The sequence below is a fragment of the Corallococcus silvisoli genome (assembly GCF_009909145.1).
Taxonomy (GTDB): Bacteria; Myxococcota; Myxococcia; order Myxococcales; family Myxococcaceae; genus Corallococcus; species Corallococcus silvisoli.
Window position 1 is genome coordinate 612,387 of sequence record NZ_JAAAPJ010000001.1, and the last position, 20,413, is coordinate 632,799.

19 protein-coding genes are annotated in these 20,413 nt (G+C 72.1%); 11 read left to right on the forward strand and 8 right to left on the reverse strand.

Annotation, left to right across the window (positions count from 1 at the left end; all coding sequences use genetic code 11):
- Nucleotides 1-26: 26 nt before the first annotated feature.
- The gene (locus GTY96_RS02385) at nt 27-926 is read right to left on the reverse strand and encodes a LysR family transcriptional regulator (protein WP_143898089.1); all 900 of its coding nucleotides are present in this window, start codon (nt 924-926) and stop codon (nt 27-29) included.
- A gap of 107 nt (nt 927-1,033) precedes the next feature.
- Nucleotides 1,034-1,345, reverse strand: coding sequence for a hypothetical protein (locus GTY96_RS02390; protein ID WP_161663736.1), 312 nt, complete (start codon nt 1,343-1,345; stop codon nt 1,034-1,036).
- A gap of 72 nt (nt 1,346-1,417) precedes the next feature.
- Between GTY96_RS02390 and GTY96_RS02395 the strand changes: the two genes are divergently transcribed.
- Nucleotides 1,418-2,527 (forward strand): MJ1255/VC2487 family glycosyltransferase, encoded by a 1,110-nt coding sequence (locus GTY96_RS02395; protein WP_161663737.1) that lies wholly within the window; start codon nt 1,418-1,420, stop codon nt 2,525-2,527.
- Nucleotides 2,528-2,554: 27 nt separating this feature from the next.
- Here the strand turns inward: GTY96_RS02395 and GTY96_RS02400 are convergent, their stop codons facing one another.
- Both GTY96_RS02400 and GTY96_RS02405 read right to left on the reverse strand, forming a co-directional pair.
- On the reverse strand, nt 2,555-3,595 hold the full coding sequence (locus tag GTY96_RS02400) for an SDR family NAD(P)-dependent oxidoreductase (RefSeq protein WP_143898095.1): 1,041 nt from the start codon (nt 3,593-3,595) through the stop codon (nt 2,555-2,557).
- Nucleotides 3,596-3,644: 49 nt separating this feature from the next.
- Nucleotides 3,645-4,151, reverse strand: a complete 507-nt coding sequence (locus tag GTY96_RS02405) for a peroxiredoxin family protein (RefSeq protein ID WP_143898097.1) — start codon at nt 4,149-4,151, stop codon at nt 3,645-3,647.
- Nucleotides 4,152-4,317: 166 nt separating this feature from the next.
- Here GTY96_RS02405 and GTY96_RS02410 point away from each other — a divergent pair, with 166 nt between their 5' ends.
- The 3 genes from GTY96_RS02410 to GTY96_RS02420 all read left to right on the forward strand — a co-directional run bounded on the left by GTY96_RS02410 (nt 4,318) and on the right by GTY96_RS02420 (nt 7,829).
- Nucleotides 4,318-5,451: an aminotransferase class I/II-fold pyridoxal phosphate-dependent enzyme gene (locus GTY96_RS02410; protein WP_161663738.1), complete on the forward strand. Its 1,134-nt coding sequence runs from the start codon at nt 4,318-4,320 to the stop codon at nt 5,449-5,451.
- A gap of 161 nt (nt 5,452-5,612) precedes the next feature.
- Nucleotides 5,613-6,497 carry a hypothetical protein gene (locus GTY96_RS02415; protein ID WP_143898099.1) on the forward strand — a complete coding sequence of 295 codons (885 nt, stop codon included), beginning with the start codon at nt 5,613-5,615 and terminating at the stop codon, nt 6,495-6,497.
- Between the two features lie 39 nt (nt 6,498-6,536).
- Entirely contained in the window at nt 6,537-7,829 is a 1,293-nt protein-coding gene (locus GTY96_RS02420; RefSeq protein ID WP_143898102.1) for a hypothetical protein, read from the forward strand.
- A 61-nt stretch (nt 7,830-7,890) separates the two neighbouring features.
- On the opposite strand, the gene GTY96_RS02425 is transcribed toward GTY96_RS02420, so the two are convergent.
- On the reverse strand, nt 7,891-8,925 hold the full coding sequence (locus GTY96_RS02425) for a hypothetical protein (RefSeq protein ID WP_161663739.1): 1,035 nt from the start codon (nt 8,923-8,925) through the stop codon (nt 7,891-7,893).
- Nucleotides 8,926-9,424: 499 nt separating this feature from the next.
- Here GTY96_RS02425 and GTY96_RS02430 point away from each other — a divergent pair, with 499 nt between their 5' ends.
- Together GTY96_RS02430 and GTY96_RS02435 are read left to right on the forward strand one after the other, a co-directional pair.
- Entirely contained in the window at nt 9,425-10,165 is a 741-nt protein-coding gene (locus tag GTY96_RS02430; RefSeq protein ID WP_143898104.1) for a PP2C family protein-serine/threonine phosphatase, read from the forward strand.
- Between the two features lie 204 nt (nt 10,166-10,369).
- A complete protein-coding gene (locus GTY96_RS02435) occupies nt 10,370-12,190 on the forward strand; it encodes a methyl-accepting chemotaxis protein (protein ID WP_143898107.1) in 1,821 nt (606 codons plus the stop codon).
- Nucleotides 12,191-12,277: 87 nt separating this feature from the next.
- On the opposite strand, the gene GTY96_RS02440 is transcribed toward GTY96_RS02435, so the two are convergent.
- Nucleotides 12,278-13,042, reverse strand: coding sequence for an SDR family NAD(P)-dependent oxidoreductase (locus tag GTY96_RS02440; protein WP_161663740.1), 765 nt, complete (start codon nt 13,040-13,042; stop codon nt 12,278-12,280).
- Nucleotides 13,043-13,228: 186 nt separating this feature from the next.
- Between GTY96_RS02440 and GTY96_RS02445 the strand changes: the two genes are divergently transcribed.
- Complete coding sequence (locus GTY96_RS02445) at nt 13,229-14,230, forward strand: DUF1028 domain-containing protein (RefSeq protein WP_161663741.1); 1,002 nt, start codon at nt 13,229-13,231, stop codon at nt 14,228-14,230.
- 54 nt (nt 14,231-14,284) lie between these two features.
- Nucleotides 14,285-15,466, forward strand: coding sequence for an acyl-CoA dehydrogenase family protein (locus GTY96_RS02450; RefSeq protein WP_143898114.1), 1,182 nt, complete (start codon nt 14,285-14,287; stop codon nt 15,464-15,466).
- A 73-nt stretch (nt 15,467-15,539) separates the two neighbouring features.
- On the opposite strand, the gene GTY96_RS02455 is transcribed toward GTY96_RS02450, so the two are convergent.
- The gene (locus tag GTY96_RS02455; protein WP_143898116.1) at nt 15,540-16,415 is read right to left on the reverse strand and encodes a DUF2058 family protein; all 876 of its coding nucleotides are present in this window, start codon (nt 16,413-16,415) and stop codon (nt 15,540-15,542) included.
- Between the two features lie 106 nt (nt 16,416-16,521).
- Here GTY96_RS02455 and GTY96_RS02460 point away from each other — a divergent pair, with 106 nt between their 5' ends.
- From GTY96_RS02460 to GTY96_RS02470, 3 genes are all read left to right on the forward strand, one after another.
- Nucleotides 16,522-17,562 carry a hypothetical protein gene (locus GTY96_RS02460; RefSeq protein WP_186001727.1) on the forward strand — a complete coding sequence of 347 codons (1,041 nt, stop codon included), beginning with the start codon at nt 16,522-16,524 and terminating at the stop codon, nt 17,560-17,562.
- A gap of 178 nt (nt 17,563-17,740) precedes the next feature.
- On the forward strand, nt 17,741-18,286 hold the full coding sequence (locus GTY96_RS02465) for an acyloxyacyl hydrolase (RefSeq protein WP_143898118.1): 546 nt from the start codon (nt 17,741-17,743) through the stop codon (nt 18,284-18,286).
- A 154-nt stretch (nt 18,287-18,440) separates the two neighbouring features.
- A complete protein-coding gene (locus GTY96_RS02470) occupies nt 18,441-18,794 on the forward strand; it encodes a hypothetical protein (protein ID WP_143898120.1) in 354 nt (117 codons plus the stop codon).
- A 13-nt stretch (nt 18,795-18,807) separates the two neighbouring features.
- On the opposite strand, the gene GTY96_RS02475 is transcribed toward GTY96_RS02470, so the two are convergent.
- Nucleotides 18,808-20,328 (reverse strand): peptidase M3, encoded by a 1,521-nt coding sequence (locus GTY96_RS02475; RefSeq protein ID WP_143898122.1) that lies wholly within the window; start codon nt 20,326-20,328, stop codon nt 18,808-18,810.
- Nucleotides 20,329-20,413 lie beyond the last annotated feature (85 nt).

The window sequence follows — 20,413 nt, forward strand, 5'->3', positions numbered from 1 at the left end:
CCGCGCGCCCACCGCGGGAGGACGCCTCAGTCCTCCTGCGGAATCAGGGCGGCCTGCTTGAAGGCCTCCAGCACCGCGGCGGACGCGCGGTCCAGGTACTTGCCCTTGCGGATGAGCAGGCCGATGGGGCGCGACACGGGCCCCTCCGCGAAGGGCTTCGCCATCAGCGAGCCGCCCTTGATCTCCGCGTGGGCCGTGGCGAGCGGGAGGATGGCCACGCCCAGGCCCATCTCCACCGCGCGCTTGATGGTCTCCACGTTGTCCATCTCCATCACCGGCGTGATGTCGATGTTCTTCTCGCGGAACAGGCGGTCCAATGCCTTGCGCGTGGGGGCCTCCCGGTCGAAGGCGATGAAGGGCACGCCCGACAGCGCGGTGAGGCTCACCTTCGCCTTGGTGGCGAACGAGTGGTTGGGCGCGCACACCACCGCCAGCTTGTCGTCGCGGAACGGCAGGATGTCCACGCCCGCGCGCGGCTGCGGATAGGCCACGATGCCAATCTCCGCCGCGCCCAGGATGACGTCGTCGTACACCTGATCATTGCGCCGGTAGTTCAGGCGCATGTTGACCTTGGGGTGCGTCTTCAGGAGCTGCTTCTGCACCGCGTTCAGCTCGTGCAGGCCCACCGAATAGATGGTGGACACGGTGGTCGCGCCCTGGACCTCCGTCGCCTGCTCGCGGATCTCCTGCTCCACCTCCGCGAAGCGCGCCAGGATCTCCTTGCAGCCCCGGAACAGGCGCTCGCCCGCCGGCGTGGGCGTCACCTGCCGCGCGCTGCGCGAGAGCAGCTTCTGCTCGTAGCGGTTCTCCAGCGCGCGGATCTGCTGGCTCACCGCCGACTGGGTCACGTGATTGAGCTGCGCCGCGCGCGAGAACGAGCCCGTCTCGACCACGTCACAGAACATCTTCAACGATTCGAGCTGCATAAGGCCGTCTCCTACCCTCAAACCTAATGGCCGGGCCAGTGGTAATTAGTAGCACTTCGTGGAGGCGCGGGTGACGGGTTGCGCGCCGCGGCGAAATCCTTGGGCTCTCAAACGCTGGCATCGTCATCGCCAGGAGGTGCGTCGTGGGGGGGAGGGCGGGGGCGGGTGAGGGCGAAGAGGGCGGCGCCCAGGGCGACGAGCGCACCGCCGGACAAGGTCTGGACGCGGCCCAGGTCGCGGTCGGTCTCCCGGTCGAGCTGGCACTCCTGGGGGGACAGGCCGGCGCAGTCCGCGGGGACGAAGACGGCCTTGGCGCCCAGGGCCAGCAAGGCCAGCCCCCCCAGCAGCAGGGCCGTCAGCAGGCCGAACAGCGCGGCGCGCAGGACGGAGGCACCCCGGGGCGAGGGCAGGGAGGTCATGGCCCCGAGGCGTAGCACCGACGCGGGCTGGAGGGGACAGGGGAGGGCGTCCCGGGCGTATGCTTCCGGACCATGCGAATCCTGTACGGGGTCGTCGGCGAAGGGATGGGGCACGCGACGCGCTCGCGCGTGCTGCTCGAGGCGCTGACGAAGGAGCACGAGGTCCACATCGTGGTGTCGGGGCGGGCGCAGAGCTACCTGGCCCAGCGCTTCCAGAACGTGCACGGCATCTGGGGGCTGACCATCGCCTACGAGGGGAACTCGGTGAAGAAATGGCAGACGGTGCTGCAGAACCTGCAGGGCGCCGTGAAGGGCTGGCCGCAGAACGTGCGCCAGTACTTCGACCTGGTGGAGGGCTTCAAGCCGGACGTGGTGGTGAGCGACTTCGAGACGTTCAGCTACCTGTTCGCGAAGAACCACCGGCTGCCCGTCATCAGCGTGGACAACATGCAGGTCATCAACCGCTGTCAGCATGAGCCGGCGCTGCTCGCTGGCCACGAGGAGAGCTTCGAGGCCACGCGCGCCATCGTGAAGGCGAAGCTGCCCGGGGCCTTCCACTACCTGGCCACGACGTTCTTCTACCCGCCCGTGCGCAAGCGCCGCACCACGCTGGCGCCGTCCATCCTCCGGCCGGAAATCCTGGCGGCGAAGCCGGAGCGGGGCGAGCACCTGCTCGTGTACCAGACGGCGACCACGAACACGCACCTGCCCGAAATCCTCAAGCAGTCCGGCGTGCCGTGCCGCGTGTATGGCCTGCGGCGCGACCTGAAGGAAGACGTGGTGGAGGGCAACCTCACCTACCGGCCCTTCAGCGAGGCGGGCTTCATCGACGACCTGCGCACCGCGCGGGCCGTGGTGGCGGGCGGCGGCTACACGCTGATGAGCGAGGCCGTCTACCTGCACAAGCCGCTCCTGAGCATCCCGGTGGGGGGCCAGTTCGAGCAGGTCCTCAATGCCCTGTACCTGGAGAAGCTGGGGTACGGGATGTATGTGAAGGAATTGAGCCTGGACGCGCTGAAGACGTTCCTGTCGCGCGTGCCCGCCTGCGAGGAGGCCCTGAAGGGCTACGAGCAGGAGGGGAACACGAAGATGCTCGCCGCCCTCAACGAACAGCTGGGGCAGGCGTACGAGCACCGCGGCCACTGGCGCATGGAGCTGGCGGAGATGGACGGCAAGGCCTGAGCCTCGCCGGTCCCGGTGTCCCTGGGGTCAGTGCAGGGACACCTCGTTCTCGTTGTTGCGCTCCGCCGCGCGGCGGCTCAGCTCCGTCAACCAGGAGCGGGTGAGGGGCGTCTCGCTGTCGCTGCCCCGGTGGCGGTCCGGGTTGCTGTCCTGGGGCAGCAGGCGGTTGGCGGCGTCCAGCACGCGCGCGGTGAGGTTGGGCGCCAGGGCCCGGCCCACCGTGGCGAGCTTCGCGGGCAGGCCCACCAGGGCCTCCGCGTCCCCCCGGCGGCACGCTTCGATGATTCGTCGCGCCGCGCGCTCGGCGCTCATCGACACGCCCAGCATCGAATCGCTCACGTGGAACCACGCGTACTCCTTCTCGTGGTCCCCCTTGAAGGACGCGTTGCGCGGGCTCCCCGTGCGCATCAGGCCCGGGCACGCCGTCGTCACGAGGATGCCGTCCTGGGCCAGCTCCGTGCGCAGGCCCTCCGACAGGCCCACCAGCGCGAACTTGCTGGCGGAGTACGGCACCAGGTGCGGCACGCTCACCCTGCCTCCGACGGAGGCGATGTTGACGATGCGGCCCTCGCCGCGCGCCTTCATCGCTGGCGCCACCGCGAGCGTCGTGTACAGCGGGCCCCACAGGTGGACGTCCACCGCCTCCTCGAAGTCCTCCAACGTCATGGACTCCAGCGGGCCCACCATGATGACGCCCGCGTTGTTGACGAGCACGTCCACCGCGCCCCACCGCTCGTGGACCGCGCCCACCATCGCGTCCACCTGCACCTGGTCGCGCACGTCGCAGCGGAGGGCCAGCACCTCGCCCCCGCCGCGCTCCAGGTCCGCGCGGGCCCGCTGGAGCGACTCCGGGTCGCGGCCGCAGATGGCCACCCGCGCCCCCTCCTTCGAGAACAGGCGCGCCATCACCAGCCCCAGCCCCCGGGAGCCGCCGGTGATGATCACCGTCCGTCCTCGGAAGCTGAAGCGGGGGCGGAGCACGCGCGAGAGCCCCACGGCGGCGCCCACCCCCGCGGCCAGCGCGCCCAGGGAGAAGCCCTTTCGCTCGGTGTGACGTCGTTCGGCCATGGTGCGACTCCTGGAAGGGAGGAGGGTGGGGCTGCGGCGCGCGGGGCCGCTACGGGCTGGCCACGGACGAGTCCTCCTGCTCGCGGGACACCTCGCCGGAGAGCGCCGGAGGCTCCTGGCCCGGAAGGTCCTTGAGCAGCGCGCGGACGCGGCGCAGGGCGTCCTTGCCGCAGACGCGGTTCTTCAGCCGCCCATCCGGGCCGAAGAGGAGGAAGGCCGGGTGCTTGTCCACGCCGTACGCCTTGGCCATGGAGCCGTCGTCCATGGCGATGGGGTAGCGCAGGCCGTGCTCGCGGGCGAAGCCCTCCACCCGGTTGGTGTCCCGCAGCTCCGTGTCGGAGTGGGTGACGTCCACGCCAATGACCTTCAGGCCCCTGGGGCCGTACTCCACGACCCACTGGTTCACCGCTTCGAACTGCGCGGCGCAGTCCTCGCAGTCCATGGTCCAGAAGTGCAGCAGGACGGGCAGTCCATCGAGCTCCGAGACGTGGACGGGGGCGTTCACCCAGCCGCCATCCGGGTCCAGGAGGGTGAGCGGGATTTTCTTCGAGGCCATGCGGGCTCCCCTGGGAAGAGGTGGAAAGCGCTTCAACGGGACGCGACTCAAGCTATGCATGCGGCATCGGCTGCTCCCGGCGGCGGGCTCGTCCGCTCGCCTGTCCGGCAGGGCCCGGAGCCCCGCTCCGCCCCCGGGTGGGCAGGCGGGCGTCATGGAGGGCGTGATGCACATCCCCGACTTCGAGCTGGAGCGGTACTTCGCGCGCTGGGAGTTCGCCGCGCCCTACCTGCTGTGCGCCTCCGACGTGGAGGGCTGGCGCATGGCGGACCTGCTCGCGCTCGCGTCGCCGGAGGACCGCGCCCGCTGGGACGGCCTGACGCTCGGCTACACGGAGACCCCCGGCCTGCCCGCGCTGCGCGAGGCCATCGCCGGGATGTACCCGGGGCTGTCCGCCGACGACATCCTCACCTTCGCGGGCGCGCAGGAGGCGCTGTTCGTCGCGATGAACGTCCAGCTGGGCCCGGGCACGCACGCCGTCGTCACCTGGCCGGGCTACCAGTCGCTGTACGAAGTGGCGCGCGCCACCGGCGCGGACGTGACGCTGCTGCGCCTGCGCGAAGAGGACGGCTGGGCGCTGGACCTGGACGCGCTCACGGCGGCGCTGCGCCCCGACACGCGCATGGTCGTCGTGAACTTCCCCCACAACCCCACGGGCTCGCTGCCGGACCGCGCCACCTTCCAGCGGCTGTGCGCGCTCTGCGAGGCCCGCGGCATCCCCCTGTTCTCCGACGAGGTGTACCGCCTGCTGGAGTACGATCCGGGCCACACGCTGCCGCCCGCCGCGTCGTGCTTCGCGCGGGGCGTGAGCCTGGGCGTGATGTCCAAGGCGTTTGGCATGGCGGGGCTGCGCGTGGGTTGGCTCGCGACCCGGGACGCGGCGCTGCTCGCGCGCTGCCGCGCCTTCAAGGACTACACCTCGCTCTGCAACAGCGCCCCCAGCGAGCTCTTGTCCCTCATCGCCCTGCGCGCCCGCGAGCGCGTCCTCGCGCGCAGCCGCGACCTGCTCACCGCGAACCTGGCGCTGCTGGACGGCTTCTTCGCCCGCCACGCGGACACCTTCCACTGGGTGCGCCCGCGCGCCGGCAGTGTGGCCTTCCCGCGCCTGCTGCGAAACATCCCCGTGGCACGTTTCACTGAGTCACTGATTACCCGTGAGGGTGTGTTGTTGTTGCCGGGCGACGTGTATGCCTTTCCCGGCAACCACTTCCGCCTGGGCCTGGGCCGCGCCAACCTGCCGGAAGCACTGGGGCGGCTGGAGCGCTTCGTTCACGACGGCGCCCTGGACGCGTTGGGCTGACGCCGCCCGACGGCGCGTCGCGTCAGGTAATTCACTGACGGCCGGACTTCCGGCTTGTCGCGTTCATCTGAAACAACCTCTAGAGTGGTTGTCCCCTCGCTCGGCCTGGGGCCGCGCGGAAGCCCTCTCATCCCCCCCGAGAGGCCAGGAGACACACCCCGATGAAGACGCTGATTGGCGCGGCCGTCGCCGCCGCGACGCTGTTGGTGAGCACCGAGGCCGCCGCGACGAACTACACGCTGTGGATCCACGGCAAGAACGGCAACACGACGAAGGCGGGCAACTACGCCGACTTCAGCTACTGGGGACCTTCCACCACCGCGGCGGGCGTGAACAAGAAGGCGGTCAACTGGAACGGCACGCAGCGCGTGGGGACGGAGAACTACCGGATCCGCAACGCGCTGGACTGCTTCTGCACGGGCGCCAACTGGTGCTACGTCGCGGCGCACAGCGCGGGTGACCTGCAGATCGGCTACGCGCTGTCGCTGTACGGCGGGAGCGCGCGCCAGAAGAAGAACGCCACGCCCAACGCCAACGGCGAGTGCGGCAACACGGACGGCTCCACGCAGACGGGCTGGAACATCAAGTGGGTGGACGTGGCGTCCGGCGCGGGCGGCGGCAGCGAGCTGGCGGACTACGGCGAGTGGGCGGTGAGCGATCCGCTGGTGAGCGACCTGGTCACCACGACGGCGCGCGCCATGTTCAACCACAACACCACGCGCAACGTGTGGTTCTACATGTTCGCGGGCTCCAAGGGCACGCTGTACTCCGGCATCCTCCCGGGCCAGGACGACGAGGCGGTGGCCTACCACTCCACGGGCGGCGTGTCGGGCAGCGGCAACGGGTCCTACTGCAACCCGGGCGACTGGTTCTGCGGCGGCACGCTCAACACGGGCACGGCGGCGTGCAGCGACGGTCGGGCGAAGTGGAGCTTCCACTCCGTGTCCTTCCGCGACGACAGCGAGGGGTTCAATCACTACGCCAACGGCAACTGGGCCGGCATTGTCTCCAAGGTGCGCGAGGACGTCGTCAAGTACGCGTACTAGGCTGACGGTCTCCATCGCCCCCTCCGGCGAAGCCCTCACATGACACGCGACGACGGCCCCGTCCCTTCCTCTCCCTGGCTGCGCCACGGCCGGTGGTTTCTTGCCCTCGTGCCCCTGGTGCTCATGGGCGGAGGGGTCTTCTGGTGGCAGGCAAGTGAAGGGGCCGAAGCGCCGGAGGGTGGCGTGGCGGAGCCTGCCTCCGCCCCGGCTCCCGAGCCGCGCGACGTGGCGCGGTCCGCGGCCGGGCGTGGAGGCACGCCCGCGCCCGCGGAGTCCGCGGCGCCGTCGCTGCTCAGCCCGGAGGCCCGCGAGCGCGAGGCTCGCCGCGAGCTGTGGCAGAAGCGCCTGGAGCGCGCCAGGCGTTCGCTGGAGTCGTACATGGCGGCCACGCGCTATCCGCCCGAGTCCCGGCCCAGCCGCGAGCACCCGGATCAGATGGAGCTGGCGGAGCCGGAGCGCACGCGGCCGCTGAGTCCAAAGGCCGCGGAGAACGGCACGTCCGACGTGCAGCTGCGGCTCAAGCAGGACAAGGTGTTCGTCGTCGGTGACGAGGCGGTGCTCTTCACCGTGGCGTGCGAGGACTCGCGCCGCTCGCCCCGTCCGTGCGAGGTGGTGTCCGCGCTGGCGCACGAGGCGGACCACCTGACCGGCGCGGGCGGAGTGCCGGGCGTGCCGTTGGCGTTCGGAGACCTGGGCCGTGACGGCGACGTGGTGGCGGGCGACGGGATGCTCACCGGGCGCTTCCAGCCGTCGAAGCAGGGCTTCGCGATGTTCTCCGGCACGCTGCGCGTGGACGTGCGCGTGCGCTCCGGCGACGTGGAGGACGCGACGTTCTTCGACGTGCTCTACACGCCCGCGCCGCCAGCCACGTTCACCCGCCGGGTGCGCGAGGTGCTGGAGGCGGGCTCCCTGGAGTTGTACCTGTCCGTCCAGGTCCGCAAGGCGGGCCGGTACGTGGTGGCCGGCCGGCTGGACGACGAGGGCGGCGTGCCGTTCGCGTCCGTGTCGTTCAACGAGGAGCTGCAGGAGGGAATGCAGGAGGTGAAGCTCAACGTCTTCGGCAAGCTCATCCGCGACGAGGCGCCCGCGTTCCCGCTGACCCTGCGCGACGTGGAGGGCTTCCTGCTCAAGGAGATGGGAGACCCCGACCGCGAGCTGATGGTCACGATGCGCGGCCCCGTGCACACCACGCGCGCGTACTCGCTCCAGCAGTTCTCCTCCTTGGAGTGGAGGAGCGCGGAGCGCGACCGCTACACGACCGAGCTGGAGAAGGACGTCGTGGAGGCGCAGACGCAGCTGGACGCCGTGCTCGCGGGCAGGCCCGCGCCCTGAGCGTCAGGGCCCGTGAGGCGGAGTCCGTCGCTCCGCCTCCGCGGGGCCGCCCGGGGTGGGCTCAGGACTCGGAAGGAGGGGGCGGCGGCGTGCCGGCCGCGTCCACTTCCACGAGGTCGGCGTCCTGCACGTCCTCGAACTCCGCCGGGGCCTCCGCGTGCGCGAGGGCTTCGGGCTCCGCCGGGGATGCCTGGGCGGTGGCCTGGGCCTCGAGGGTGTCGCGCGCGTCCACGTCCGGCGCCACCACGACGCGGGCCTCTTCGTGCGCGCGGGCCTGAGGGGCCTCCAGTGCTTCGGGCGCCGCGTCCAGCGTGAAGTCGTTCACGTCCGCGAGGAAGTCGTCCGGAGGCGGGACGTTCATGGACCCTTCCAGCGGCAGCTCCGGTCCACCGTCGTCCAGCGTGGCCATGAACCCGTTCGGATCCTCGTGCGCGCCGGACGCGTCCAGCAGGTCGGACGCACCGCCCGCGTCATCGGCGTCCATCTCCTCGCTCAGCGCGCGCAGCTGCTCGTCGCTCAGGCTGGACAGGTCTCCCGACTCCAGGAGGAACAGCAGGTCCTCCGCCTCCTGCGCGGAGACGGTGCGAGGCATGGTGTCCAGGTTCTGGAGCTCCCACGCGGCCGCGTCGGGCGACAGGATGTCGGACGGGTCCAGCGAGGGATCCGCCGGCTCGGCTTCCGCGCGGCGCGCCGGATTGGAGAAGCGCGCCTGCATGAGCGGCGACGACAGGGCCTGCGGCATGCCCAGCCGCTGCGCGTAGGAGGGCGCCGCGGCCTCGAACTCGCTCACGCCCGCGAAGGTGCGCAGCTGCGCGTTCTCCAGCAGCGCGGCGCGGGGCTCCGGGGCCTCCAGCGCCGAGGCGCGCCCGGGCGCTCCCGAGGGCGTCTCCGTGAACCCCGCGTCCGCCAGCAGCGCGCCGGCCAGGTCGCCGTCGGCGTCCGCCTGGAAGTCGCTCTCGTCGGAGAAGCCGCGCCGCACCGGCTCCACCGGCGCCATGGGCTGCTGGCGCACCGGGGCGGTGACCTCCAGCTCGGCGGAGATGGACCAGGCCCTGGACGTCGCGATGCCAGAACCCACGCGGCGGATGGATGTCATGGGTGTCCTCGGGTGATGGCCCGCACGTCGGGCGGCTCTCTCATTGTCCGCCGGGCCCGGGAAGAGTTGCTAGGGGGGCGCCGCCAGAATCCGCCTCCCTGCCCTCCGTTGGATCCTTCGTAAACACCCTTTGGCCGCGATGCCCGGTATCCTCCCCGGCCTCCCGTGCCATGAGCAGGTGCGACATCATCCCGTTTGCCTCCAGGTCGTCGATGCCCATGACTCCCACTCCTCCGCCGGGGCCGCGCTCCCAGCTCCCCTCCGCCCGCGACGCCCGTCAGGACCTCCGGGACGTCCTCTTCGTGGGAGCCCCACGGAGGCACGGCGCCGGAGCGCCCGCGATGTCGGTCGGCGGACAGGGGCGTCCGCGGACTCGCAGTGAACGCGCACCCGGGCGTCTTCCCTGGGAGACAACCCCGAGGGGGCGCCCCGGGCGTGAAGCGACAGGGACGTTGGCCTCCCGTTTGCTCTCAGGGAGCCCAGCCAGGAGGTGGCAGTCATGAGGTTCGAAAGCGCGGGGCAGACCCACATCGGCCGGCGGCCGCACAACGAGGATGCGTACTGCGTCCTGCCGGAGCGGGGCCTGTTCGTGGTGGCGGACGGGTTGGGTGGACAGGAGGGGGGAGAGGTCGCCAGCCAGTGCGTGGTGGACACCTTCGCGGGGTTCAGCGACCGGCTGGACCGGGACCGGGACGGCACGTGGCCGGACGCGGTGGATCCCGCGAAGAGCCGCGAGGAGAACTACCTGGCCGCGTGCACCGCGCTCGCCCAGCGCACCCTGCGCGTGCGCCGCGTGGGCAAGCTCAAGGAGATGGCCTCCACGGTGGTGGCGCTCGCGGTGGGGGAGCGGAGCGCGGCGGTGGCCCACGTGGGCGACAGCCGCCTGTACCGCCTGCGCGAGGGACGTCTGGAGCCCCTCACGCGCGACCACTCGCTCATCGAGGAGCTGCGCGCCGCGGGCCGCGAACCGCCCGGCAACCCCGCCAACCTGCGCCACCTCATCACCCGCGCGCTGGGCACGGAGAACGCGGAGCCCACCGTGCAGCGGCTGGAGCCCTGGCCCGGAGACGTCTTCCTCCTGTGCTCGGACGGCCTCTATGAGCCGCTGGGCCCGGAGGCGCTGAAGGAGCAGCTGCGCGCCCCCACCGCCCAGGCCGCGTGTGACGCGCTCGTCGCCGCCGCCTACGAGGCCGGCGGCCGCGACAACATCACCGCCGTGGTGCTGCGCGTGGCGGCCTGAGCGCCTCTCCCCGCCGCGTCATCCGACAGGTGCGCACGCGAGCGGGACCCGTCAGGTCGGAGCGGACCACCGACCCGATATGATGGGTCTTCCCGGACGGAGGGGGAGTCGCCAGATACAGGGACTTCAATCTCTCGATATTTCCAGGTTAATCTCGGGGTTCCCCCCTCGCGTCCCCCTCCCTTGTCCGAGCACCCGTTGCGAATGACGCTCAGCCTCGCCGCGCGTTTGACCGCGGCCCTCACCGCCGTCGTTATCGCCCTCACCCTGCTCACCGTGTCGCTGATGGGGCTGTCGCTGCGCTCGCGCGTGGAGTCGGAGATGGCCTCCGCCCTGACGCGCGACGCGACCCGCTGGCAGGCGCTGGAGGACCAGGAGGTGCGGGTCCTGACGGAGCTGGGGCACGTGGCGCTGTCCAATCCGGCGCTGCTCCGCGTGTTCTCGCGCGAGCGCTCCGAAGCCGCCGCGCTGCTCAACGAACAGCGCGCGGTGCTGGGCGTGGACCTGCTGGTCCTGGTGGGCGTGGACGGCGCGGTGGTCGCGTCCACGGGCGAGCGGACGCTGCCGGGGCTGGACAAGGTGGTGCACCAGAAGGGGAAGGTGCTGCTGCCGGGCGCGGGTGCGCCGCTGCTCGCGGTGGCGCAGCCGCTCAAGGCCAACGGCGCTCCGGTGGGCTTCCTGGTGGTGGGCGCGGAGCTGGGCGCGGAGGACCTGGGGCGGCTGGGGGAGGGGAGCGAACAGCTGGAAGCCCTGCTGCGCGTGGGCCCGCGGCTGGTGGCGCAGTCGGTGCACACGGTGACGGCGCCGGCCCTGCTGGGGGTGGCCCCGGGCGGGGCGAACGGCGCCGAGGCGGACGTGGGTGGGGTGTCCCTGCACGTGTCGCGGGTGCAGGTGGGCGAGGGGCTGGAGCTGGTGCTCGCGCGAGGCGCGGAGGCGGAGTGGGGCCGGCTGCGCACCACGCTGGTGGGCGTGCTGGCGTTGGGGTTGCTGGTGGCGCTGCTCGCGGGCGGAGGGGTCTTCCTGCTGGTGCGGCGGATGATGGCGCCCCTGGGCGCGCTGACGGCGGCGGCGGCGCGGGTGGTGGCCGAGGGCGACTTCAGCGGCACGCTGGAGGTCCACTCCCAGGATGAGATTGGCCAGCTGGCCCGGTCCTTCGGGGACATGATGGCGCGGCTGCGCGCGGTGCTGGTGGCGCTCAAGGGGTCCGCGCAGGAGCTGGAGGCGACGGCGCTGGAGCTGGCCAACTCCGCTTCGGACCAGAACCTGGCGGTGACGCGGCAGGCGGCGGCGCTGCACCAGACGCAGATCGCCGCGCGGCAGCTCCAGGAGAGCTCCCGGGCGGCGGCGCAGCGGGCGTCGGGCGTGCTTCGCGAGGCGGAGAAGGCGGGCGCGGTGGGGCAGGCCGGCGAGTCCGCGGTGGCGGGCAGCGTGGGCGGCCTCACGCACATCCGCTCGCAGGTGGAGCGCATCTCCAACACGGTGTCGGAGCTGCGGCAGCGCACGCGGCAGGTGGGAGACATCACCGGCACGGTGAAGGACCTGGCGGACCAGTCCAACGTGCTGGCGCTCAACGCGGCCATCGAGGCGGCGCGCAGCGGCGAGGCGGGCCGGGCGTTCGCGGTGGTGGCCCGGCAGATGCGCTCGCTGGCGGACCAGTCCGCGACGGCGACGTCGCGCGTGCAGTCCATCCTCGGGGACATCGGCCTCGCCATCTCCGAGGCGGTGAAGACGAGCGAGGGGGGCACCCGCGAGGTGGAGGGGGGCCTGGATCAGGCCCGGGCGGCGGGCGAGAGCCTGCGCGCGCTGGCCGCCGTCATCCAGAACAACAGCGAGTCCGTGCGCAGCATCGCGGACATGGTGAGCCAGCAGGACGCGGGCATCGCGGAGCTCTTCGCCGCGCTGAGCGACCTGACGCGGCTGGCGGACGAGACGGTGGAGCGCGTGGCCACGAGCGCCGTGGCCGCCGCGCGCCTCACCACCGCGTCCCACGAGGTCAGCAACATCGTGGGGCAGTACCGGCTGTGACGATGGCGCGGCGCGGAAGGTGATTGCGCCCGCGAGCCGCGCCGGGGCCCCTGCGGCGCCGTCGGCCGGGCGCCGCGCGGAGGCCCGCTACGCCGCCTCGCCGCCGTCGATGGCGTAGGCCGCGCCGGTGATGGCGCCCGCCGCCTCCGAGGCGAGGAAGAGGCACATCGCGGCCACCTCCTCCGGCTGGATGATGCGGCCCATGGCGTTCATGGAGGCCAGGGCCTCGCGGGCCTGCTCCTGGGTGCGGCCCGTGCTCTGGGTGATGGCGGCCGTGGCACCCGCGAACATGTCCGTCTCCACCCAGCCCGGGTTCACGTTGTTCACCGTGACGTTCTTGCGCGCGTACTCCACGGACAGCGCGCGCGTCAGGCCCAGCAGCGCGTGCTTGGACGCGCAGTAGGCGGAGGTGTACTTCGCCCCGCGCGTCGCGGTGATGGAGCCGATGTTGATGACCCGCCCGCCGCCCGCGGACGCCATGGCGGGCATCAGCTCCCGGCACAGGATGAAGGGCGCCGTCACGTTCACGGCCATCACCTTCGCCAGGTCCGCCGTGGTCGTCTTCGTCAGCGGAGCGGACACGGTGATGCCCGCGTTGTTCACCAGCACCCGGGGCGTCCCGGCCGCGAGGATGACCTTGCACGCCGCGAGCAGCGCCGCTTCGTCCGCGACGTCCACCGCGTGGGGGCGGATGCGCTCGCCGCCTTCCTTGCGCAGCGCCTCCAGTGACTCCGCTGAACGCGCCAGCGCCCACACGTCATAGCCTTCGCGCGCGAACGCCAGGGACACCGCGCGGCCAATGCCCCGGCTGGCGCCCGTCACCACCACCGTCTTCGTCGTCTCGCTTGCCATGGGCGGGCAGCATAGCCCCGCGCCTGAAGTGGCTCCGCGATTCCACGAGCCCCCCGGGACTTTTTCGGGACGCGAGGGGCGCGCGTGCGTTCCCGCGAACAGTCGGACGGCGGCTCCGTGAAATGCATCACCCGCCGTTCCCGCGGCTCTTCCCGTCATCACCCATTGGCTGGAGGTTCGTTGCGTATGAAGTCTCTCAAGCTTGGCTTGCTGGCGGTCTCATGCGTGTGGGCCTCCGCCGCGCTCGCGGCGGCTCCGCCCACCGGCACCGTCAACTCGCGGCTGCTGGGCACGCGCGCCATCGTCGCCTGCGACCCCGTGGAGAAGTCCTGCGGCGTGGCGGTCATCTCCTTCCCCGCGGGCATCAGCGGGCTGGTGCCCTACGGCCGTCCGGATGTGGCGGTGGCGACCATGTTCTATCCCTCGGTGGATGACGCCGAGGCCATCCTCTCCCGCACCGACGCGGGCGACACACCGCAGGCCGCCATCGACTTCGTGTTCTCCGTGGACCCGTACGCGGACTACCGCCAGCTGGCCGCGGTGAAGCTGCTTCCCGACGGCACCGTCACGGTGGGCCAGCGCACCGGCGCGGAGAACGCCTCGCACCGCTGCGCCGTGAAGGGGGCGACGTTCGTGGTGCAGGCCAACAACATGACCACCCCCGCCATCTGTGACGCCATGGCCGTGGGCTTCCAGCACGCCAGGGGCAGCCTGCCGCAGCGGCTCTACGCGGCGCTCAAGGCGGGGGCCCGCGTGGGCGGAGATCGCAACGGCGAGCGCTCCGGAGTCATCCGCGTCTGGAGCGCCGAGAACGAGGCGGCCTTCTACACGCACGTGCTCGCGGACGCCGTGGTCCACGGCAGCAAGAACGCGCTGAGGGAGCTGGGCGTGGAGATGAACCGCTACCAGGCCGGCGTCGCGGCGCCGTACGCGTCCGACCTCATCCCGCTCGACCGGGACACCGTCCGGGACGTGAAGCGCGTGCTGCGCAGGCTGGGCTACTACGGCGGGCGCATGGACGGCGCCTGGAACGACGCCGCCGAGCAGGCCCTCTACGACTTCAACTGGAACAACCTCTTCTTCCTCAAGCCCACCCAGGTGGTGGGCGGCGTGCGGAGGATCGACGGTCCGCTGGTCGACTTCCTGCGCGACGCGGACCTGGATGCGCTCGCTCCCGCGTCCCCATGACGCCCGGACGGGTGGGTTTGACGGCCCGAGGACGGCGACGTTAAGCACGCGGCCATGCCCCGCGCCGACATCACCGACCTGTTCCGTATCGACGACCTGCTGTCCGCCGAGGAGAAGGCCGCCCGCGACGCGGTGGCCCGCTTCGTGGACGCGGAGGTGCTGCCCATCATCGGACGGCACTTCCGCGACGGCACCTTCCCCGCGCACCTCGTTCCCGGCCTCGCGGAGCTGGGCGTGCTGGGCGCGAACCTCCAGGGGTACGGCTGCGCGGGGATGAACACCGTCAGCTACGGGCTGGTGCTCCAGGAACTGGAGCGCGGCGACTCCGGGCTGCGCAGCTTCGCGTCCGTGCAGGGCTCGCTGTGCATGTTCCCCATCCACGCCTACGGCAGCGAGGAGCAGAAGGCGCGCTTCCTGCCGGGCATGGCGAAGGGGCGGATCATCGGTTGCTTTGGCCTCACCGAGCCCGACTTCGGCTCCAACCCCGGCGGCATGCGCGCCCGCGCGCGGAGGGATGGCGACAGCTGGGTGCTCAACGGCACCAAGGCCTGGATTACCAACGGCTCCATCGCGGACGTCGCGGTGGTGTGGGCGAAGACGGACGACGGCGGCCCGGAGTCCGTGCGCGGCTTCCTGGTGGAGAAGGGCCTGCCGGGCTTCAGCGCGCGGGAGATCCCCGGCAAGTTCTCCCTGCGCGCCTCCCGCACCAGCGAGCTGTCCTTCCAGGACGTGCGCGTGCCGGACCGCGACGTGCTGCCCGGCGTCGTGGGCCTCAAGGGGCCGCTGTCGTGCCTCAACAACGCCCGGGCGGGCATCGCCTTCGCGGTGACGGGCGCGGCCATCGCGTGCTTCGAGGGCGCGCGTGAGTACGCGCTGTCCCGCGCGCAGTTCGACGGCAAGTCCATCGCCGGCTACCAGCTCACGCAGGAGAAGCTGGCGGACATGCTCCAGGAGATCGTCAAGGCGCAGCTGCTGAGCCTGCGGCTCGCGCGCCTCAAGGACGAGGGCAAGAGCAACCCCGTGATGGTGAGCCTGGCCAAGCGCAACAACGTGAAGAGCGCGCTCGACATCGCCCGGGTGGCCCGGAGCATCTACGGCGCCAACGGCATCACGGACGACTACCCGCCCGTGCGCCACATGCTGAACCTGGAGTCCGTCTTCACCTACGAGGGCACCCACGAGGTGCACACGCTGGTGCTGGGCAAGGCCATCACCGGCATCGACGCGTTCGGCTGACGCGGACGCCGGTGGAAGCCGCGCCTCCCCTCGCTCCCGGAGGGGAAGGAGGGGAGGGCACGGGAAGGAGACGTCAGGACTGGGGGCTGCCCTCGCCGGACGGCTCGGCGGGGGTGTCCTCGGAGGCCTCGGGCGCGTCCTCGGAGGTGTCGCCGCCCTCCGGAGCCTCGGAGGCCTCGGGCTCGTCGGGGACCTCCGTGGCGGTACCGGAGGCCTCGGCGGCCTGCTGCGCCTTGAGCTCCTCGTCGTTCATGAAGCCGACGGGGTTCTCCTTGCGGTTGAAGAAGCGCACGGCCTTGGCGGACAGCGCGTACATCTGCTCGGCCACCGTGGAGGGCACCAGCGAGTGCTCGATTTGAGCGGGCTCCGGGCGCTCCACCACGCCCAGCTCGCCGTCCTCCAGCTGCTTGGCCTGCGCGGGGCTCAGCTCCATGCGGCGCAGCTTTCCCTTGCGCGTCATGAAGTAGAAGGCCGTCTCGCCCGGCTCCTGCGGCACCTGGGCGCCCAGCACCAGCTCACGCAGGGCCCGGTCCAGCTCCACCTGCTTCTTGGACTCGGCGCGCTGGTAGGCCTTGGAGCCCGGCATGGGCGGCAGCTTGGGGATGGGCTTGTCGGTCGTGGCCGGGGGACGCCCGGACGCGGCGAACCCGCCCTGCGGCCCCCGGAAGCCTCCGCCCTGACGCGGCGGACCGCCCGCGCCCTGGCGGGGCGGACCTCCGGCACCTCGGGGCGGGCCTCCACCGCCCTCGCGGCGGGGTGGACCTCCGGCACCTCGGGGCGGGCCTCCGGCTGTCCGATTCTCATCACGTCCCCGCTGGGCAGGCGCGCGTGGAGCGCTCCCCCGGTGGTCCTCCGGGCGCCGCGAGGGCGTGGGCGTGGCGTCGGACTTCTTGGCCTGCTCCTCGGAGACGAGGCCCGCTTTCAACAACTTGTCTCGCAGGTTCTGCATGGGTTGGGCGTTCTATCCCTTGCACGGCTGCACGCAAGCCACCGCTTGCCGCTCCTGTGCCCCCCACGTAACTTGCCGCCCCCGCCGTCCTGGTCGTGGAGGTTCCGTGAGAAGCCTGACGAAGTCCGCCGCCCTCGCCCTGGTCCTGGCAGCCGCCGGCTGCTCGGACCCCGTCGACAAGGCGGCCAAGGCCCGCATCTTCTCGCCGGAGGACCCGCCGAAGGTGGTGGCCTCGGCGAAGGAGAAGCTGCCGCCGGAGGACGTCGCGGACAACCCCCAGGTGTCCCGCCGCATCCTCGGCATGGACGCCGCGGAGGTGACCGAGCGGCTGGGCCCGCACTCCTTCCAGTCCACCCTCAGCTACGAGTGGGCCGGCCCCAACGGGAACAACCCGGTGAAGCTCACGGAGACGCGCTCCTTCAAGGCCGGCCCCGGGGGCGTCAACGGCGACTTCCACGGCATCCTGGAGAACTCCCGCGACCAGGGCCTGGAGGTCATGCGCGTGAAGGGGCAGGTGTTCGCGCGCAACCGCTACGGCCCGTACCGCCAGCGCCTGCGCGACCGCGGCATGGCCGAGCGCACCCGCACGGAGCTGACGGGCGCCATCCGCGACTTCGACGCCCTCTTCCAGGGCCGCATCAAGCTCACCCCCGCCGGCACCGTCACCCACGAGGGGCGGACCGCGTGGAAGTACAACGTCTCCCTGGGTCCGGCCCAGGACGCCGCCGCCCGGAAGCTGCCCGCCGCCTTCTCTCCCAAGAACGCGGATGAGACCACGAAGCGCCGCGCCAGCTTCTTCACCCACCGGCTGCCCCGCTCGCTGGAGGGCGAGGTGCTGGTGGACTCGGCTACGTCCGTCGTCCTCAAGGCCCGGCTGGACGGGCGCATCGGCGTGCCCCAGGAGAAGACCCCGGAGGCGGCCGAGCTGCGCATGACGCTGGAGTCGTCCCTGACGGAGATTGGCAGGGACCCCCAGCTCCAGCCGCCCCAGGACTTCCTGCCGGACGCGGACAAGCCCCAGGGCATCGCGGACGCGCTGGACCACTTCGGCATCCCGCGCGGCAAGGCGGGGGACTCGCCCGCCGCCCCTGGGGCCGCGGCCGGCTCCGGCGCCCCCGACCCCGAGGACGAGGGCGAAGGCAACTGACGTCCCCCGGGCGCCCCTAAGTCGTTGGAAGCCCTGGGTTTCCGGCTTCGGGGCCCCACCCCTCCGGGCTGTGACGGCCGTGTCCTGTGTGGGCCGCCGTCCGGCCGGGAGCCCTCCCGCAAGTGCCTGAAGCGCCTGGGGGCACCCCCTGGCCCTGGCCTTGCTCTGGGGGAGGGGCATGTCGCGTTCCCTCCTCACCCTGGCTGGCTGTGGGCTGACGCTCATGGCGGCCCCCGCCCTCGCCGAACCCGCCCGGAGCCTGGGCGTCACCGTGGCGCCGCTCGGGGCCTACATGCTCCAGGGGGGCGATGGGGTGGGGCGCTCCGTGGGCTACAGCGCGGGGCTGGGCTGGGCGTACCGCAAGGCGGGGGCGGTGCTGGAGGTGGGCGGTCACCTGGCGTCCAGCCGGCACCTGACGGAGGTGACGCCCATGTCGGTGCGGATGGTGCCGCTGGGGGACACCCGGGTGCGGCCCTTCCTGGGCGTGGGGGCCAGCCTGCTGGTGCCCCACTCGAGGCCCCTCCCGGCGGCCCCGGACGCGCTGGGCAGCCGGGTGCTCCAGGTGGGCTTCGAGCTCTGCGGCGGCGTGGGCGTGGAGCTGAGCCGGGACTTCTTCCTGTCCGCCGAGGCGCGCTACCAGAACTTCTCCGCCCGGGCGAACCCCTTCTCCAGCGACCGGCAGCACCTGCGCTCCACGTTCCTGGGCATGGGGATGCGCCTGTAGCTGTAGCGAGTGGGGCGGGTCGCTACAGACTGGCAGCGGCCTGTTGGAAGAAATTTTGACGGCCCTCTTGCGTCCTCTACAATCCTCGTCGGTTGCGGCCCAGACGCATCTGACATGCTCGGGTGTTCAGGCGTGCACAACGAAGGGAGCGGAGATGGAGCGCAAGGTCGGAAGTAGCACGTTGACCGCGAAAGAGGTCAAGGCGGCGCTGGAGAAGTCCACCACGCTGACGGCCGAGGAGGAGAAGGCCCTGCGCATGCGCCACGGCGCGGGTGCCCCCAGCCAGAACGCGCCGCTGCCCCGCGCCGCCGGCGCCAACGCGGAGCTGGCCGACGAGCTGCTCGTCATCGAGATGCAGCTGATGAAGGCCCTGCGCGCGCGCACCGGCCAGACGCGCACGGCGGCCACCGCCGCGAAGGCGCCCGCCGCTCCGGTCCGTACCCGCGAGGCCCCGGCCAACGCGGCGAAGGACAAGATCGTCCGCGCGCTTCGCGCCAAGAAGAAGTAGGGGCCGTTCGTCCCTACTGGTTGAGGATGGCCACGAGGCGCGCTCCCGCCTCGGGCAGCGCCAGCGGCGTGCCCGAGACCTCCGTGGCCAGTCCCTCCGCGTCGGCGGCGCCGCCCCGCGCGAACAGCCCCCGGAGCCAGGTGAAGGCGGCGGGGTTGCGCCAGAAGTCCTCGTTGAACCGCTCCAGGAGGTGCGCGGTGAGCCGGGTCTCCAGGGCCCAGGCCCGCAGGTAGCGGGTGACGTAGAGCTGCGAATCCACGTCATGCAGGAAGAAGCCCGGGTGCGGCTGCGCGAAGAGGGCGCGGCGCTGGCCGTCGGCATATTCGTCCGCGCGGTCGGCGGAGGCGCCCTTGGTGGACAGGGACAGCTCGTAGGACAGCTTCGCGCAGTGGCGGCGCAGCACGGCCAGGGCCTGGAAGGCGCCAAGCCGCACGGCGTCCTTCGTCGTGCTGGACGGCAGGTGCAGGTAGCGCTTGAGCCAGGCGGGGGACAGGAGCAGCCGCTCGAAGGTGGCCGCGAAGGCCTCCGTCACGGAGGCATCTCCCAGCCGGCGCAGCTCCATGGGGGCGTCCGCGTCCACGTGGGCCAGGTGCCACGCGTGGCCCAGCTCGTGGAGCAGGTCGCCCAGCGCGTCCATGCCGCTCCGGGGCTGGAGGACCAGCCGGATGTCCTGGGGCACGCGCACCGCGGCCACGAAGGGGCGTGACGCCTTGCCGGGGCGGGCCTCGTCGTCCAGGCGGATGCGGCCGCCGGCCTCGGGGTGGAGGCCCCAGTCGGACAGCCAGCGCATCACGGCGGGGACGGTGTCCTCGCGGCGGAAGAAGGCGTCCATCCAGGGGGCGCGCATGGCGGCCTGGACGTCGTGGCGCCGGGCCTCGCCGCCGGGCAGCGGGCGCAGGGTGGGCTCCAGCTTGCGCAGCACGTAGGCGAGCACGTCGCGGTAGGCGTCCTCGGTGCGGCGGAGGGTCTCCTCGGCGGCCTCGGCGAGCTTCGCCGCGTCGATGCCGGTGACGTCCTGGCGCAGCGCGGGGTAGTCCGCGAAGCCCAGCACCTCCGCGGCCTGGAGGGTGGCGTCGCGCCGGTCTCCGTACGGGCCGCGGTGTTCCCAGAGGAAGTTGCCGGCGCCGCGCTCCAGGAGGGCGCGGCGGGCGCGGTGGGGTTCGCGGGGAATCTGGGCCAGGGCCTGCGCGAGCGACAGCGTCTGGTCGTCGGCGGGGATGTGGGACCGGGCCTCCAGCGCGACGACGGCGTCCGCCGCGCGCACGGCGAGGGCCTCCTCCACCTGGGTGGCGATGAGCTCGCGCACCCGCGTGATGCGGAGCAGGGCCACGGGGTCGTCCTTGCCGCGAGCCCGGGCCAGCGCCTCGTTGGCGGCGGCGAAGGTCTCTGGCGAGGACAGCTCCGGGAAGGAGGAATACAGGGGGGCGACGGGGAGGTCCGGGGCGAGTCCGGCGCCGTAGCGGTACTGGAGGGTGGCCAGCTCGGCGAGGAAGTCATCCAGCCGCGACCGGACGGAAAGCAGGGGGCGGTCCATGGCGGCGCGGAAGGTAACAGGAAGCCCGCGTCAGGGCAGGGACCGCGCGCATAGAGTGTCGCGCCATGTCCTCCGCGTCCGCCGC

Bases quoted from the DNA above. Each gene is read 5' to 3' on its own strand.
- GTY96_RS02385 (WP_143898089.1), bottom strand. From the start codon at position 926: ATGCAGCTCGAATCGTTGAAGATGTTCTGTGACGTGGTCGAGACGGGC.
- GTY96_RS02390 (WP_161663736.1), bottom strand. From the start codon at position 1,345: ATGACCTCCCTGCCCTCGCCCCGGGGTGCCTCCGTCCTGCGCGCCGCG.
- GTY96_RS02395 (WP_161663737.1), top strand. From the start codon at position 1,418: ATGCGAATCCTGTACGGGGTCGTCGGCGAAGGGATGGGGCACGCGACG.
- GTY96_RS02400 (WP_143898095.1), bottom strand. From the start codon at position 3,595: ATGGCCGAACGACGTCACACCGAGCGAAAGGGCTTCTCCCTGGGCGCG.
- GTY96_RS02405 (WP_143898097.1), bottom strand. From the start codon at position 4,151: ATGGCCTCGAAGAAAATCCCGCTCACCCTCCTGGACCCGGATGGCGGC.
- GTY96_RS02410 (WP_161663738.1), top strand. From the start codon at position 4,318: ATGCACATCCCCGACTTCGAGCTGGAGCGGTACTTCGCGCGCTGGGAG.
- GTY96_RS02415 (WP_143898099.1), top strand. From the start codon at position 5,613: ATGAAGACGCTGATTGGCGCGGCCGTCGCCGCCGCGACGCTGTTGGTG.
- GTY96_RS02420 (WP_143898102.1), top strand. From the start codon at position 6,537: ATGACACGCGACGACGGCCCCGTCCCTTCCTCTCCCTGGCTGCGCCAC.
- GTY96_RS02425 (WP_161663739.1), bottom strand. From the start codon at position 8,925: ATGACATCCATCCGCCGCGTGGGTTCTGGCATCGCGACGTCCAGGGCC.
- GTY96_RS02430 (WP_143898104.1), top strand. From the start codon at position 9,425: ATGAGGTTCGAAAGCGCGGGGCAGACCCACATCGGCCGGCGGCCGCAC.
- GTY96_RS02435 (WP_143898107.1), top strand. From the start codon at position 10,370: ATGACGCTCAGCCTCGCCGCGCGTTTGACCGCGGCCCTCACCGCCGTC.
- GTY96_RS02440 (WP_161663740.1), bottom strand. From the start codon at position 13,042: ATGGCAAGCGAGACGACGAAGACGGTGGTGGTGACGGGCGCCAGCCGG.
- GTY96_RS02445 (WP_161663741.1), top strand. From the start codon at position 13,229: ATGAAGTCTCTCAAGCTTGGCTTGCTGGCGGTCTCATGCGTGTGGGCC.
- GTY96_RS02450 (WP_143898114.1), top strand. From the start codon at position 14,285: ATGCCCCGCGCCGACATCACCGACCTGTTCCGTATCGACGACCTGCTG.
- GTY96_RS02455 (WP_143898116.1), bottom strand. From the start codon at position 16,415: ATGCAGAACCTGCGAGACAAGTTGTTGAAAGCGGGCCTCGTCTCCGAG.
- GTY96_RS02465 (WP_143898118.1), top strand. From the start codon at position 17,741: ATGTCGCGTTCCCTCCTCACCCTGGCTGGCTGTGGGCTGACGCTCATG.
- GTY96_RS02470 (WP_143898120.1), top strand. From the start codon at position 18,441: ATGGAGCGCAAGGTCGGAAGTAGCACGTTGACCGCGAAAGAGGTCAAG.
- GTY96_RS02475 (WP_143898122.1), bottom strand. From the start codon at position 20,328: ATGGACCGCCCCCTGCTTTCCGTCCGGTCGCGGCTGGATGACTTCCTC.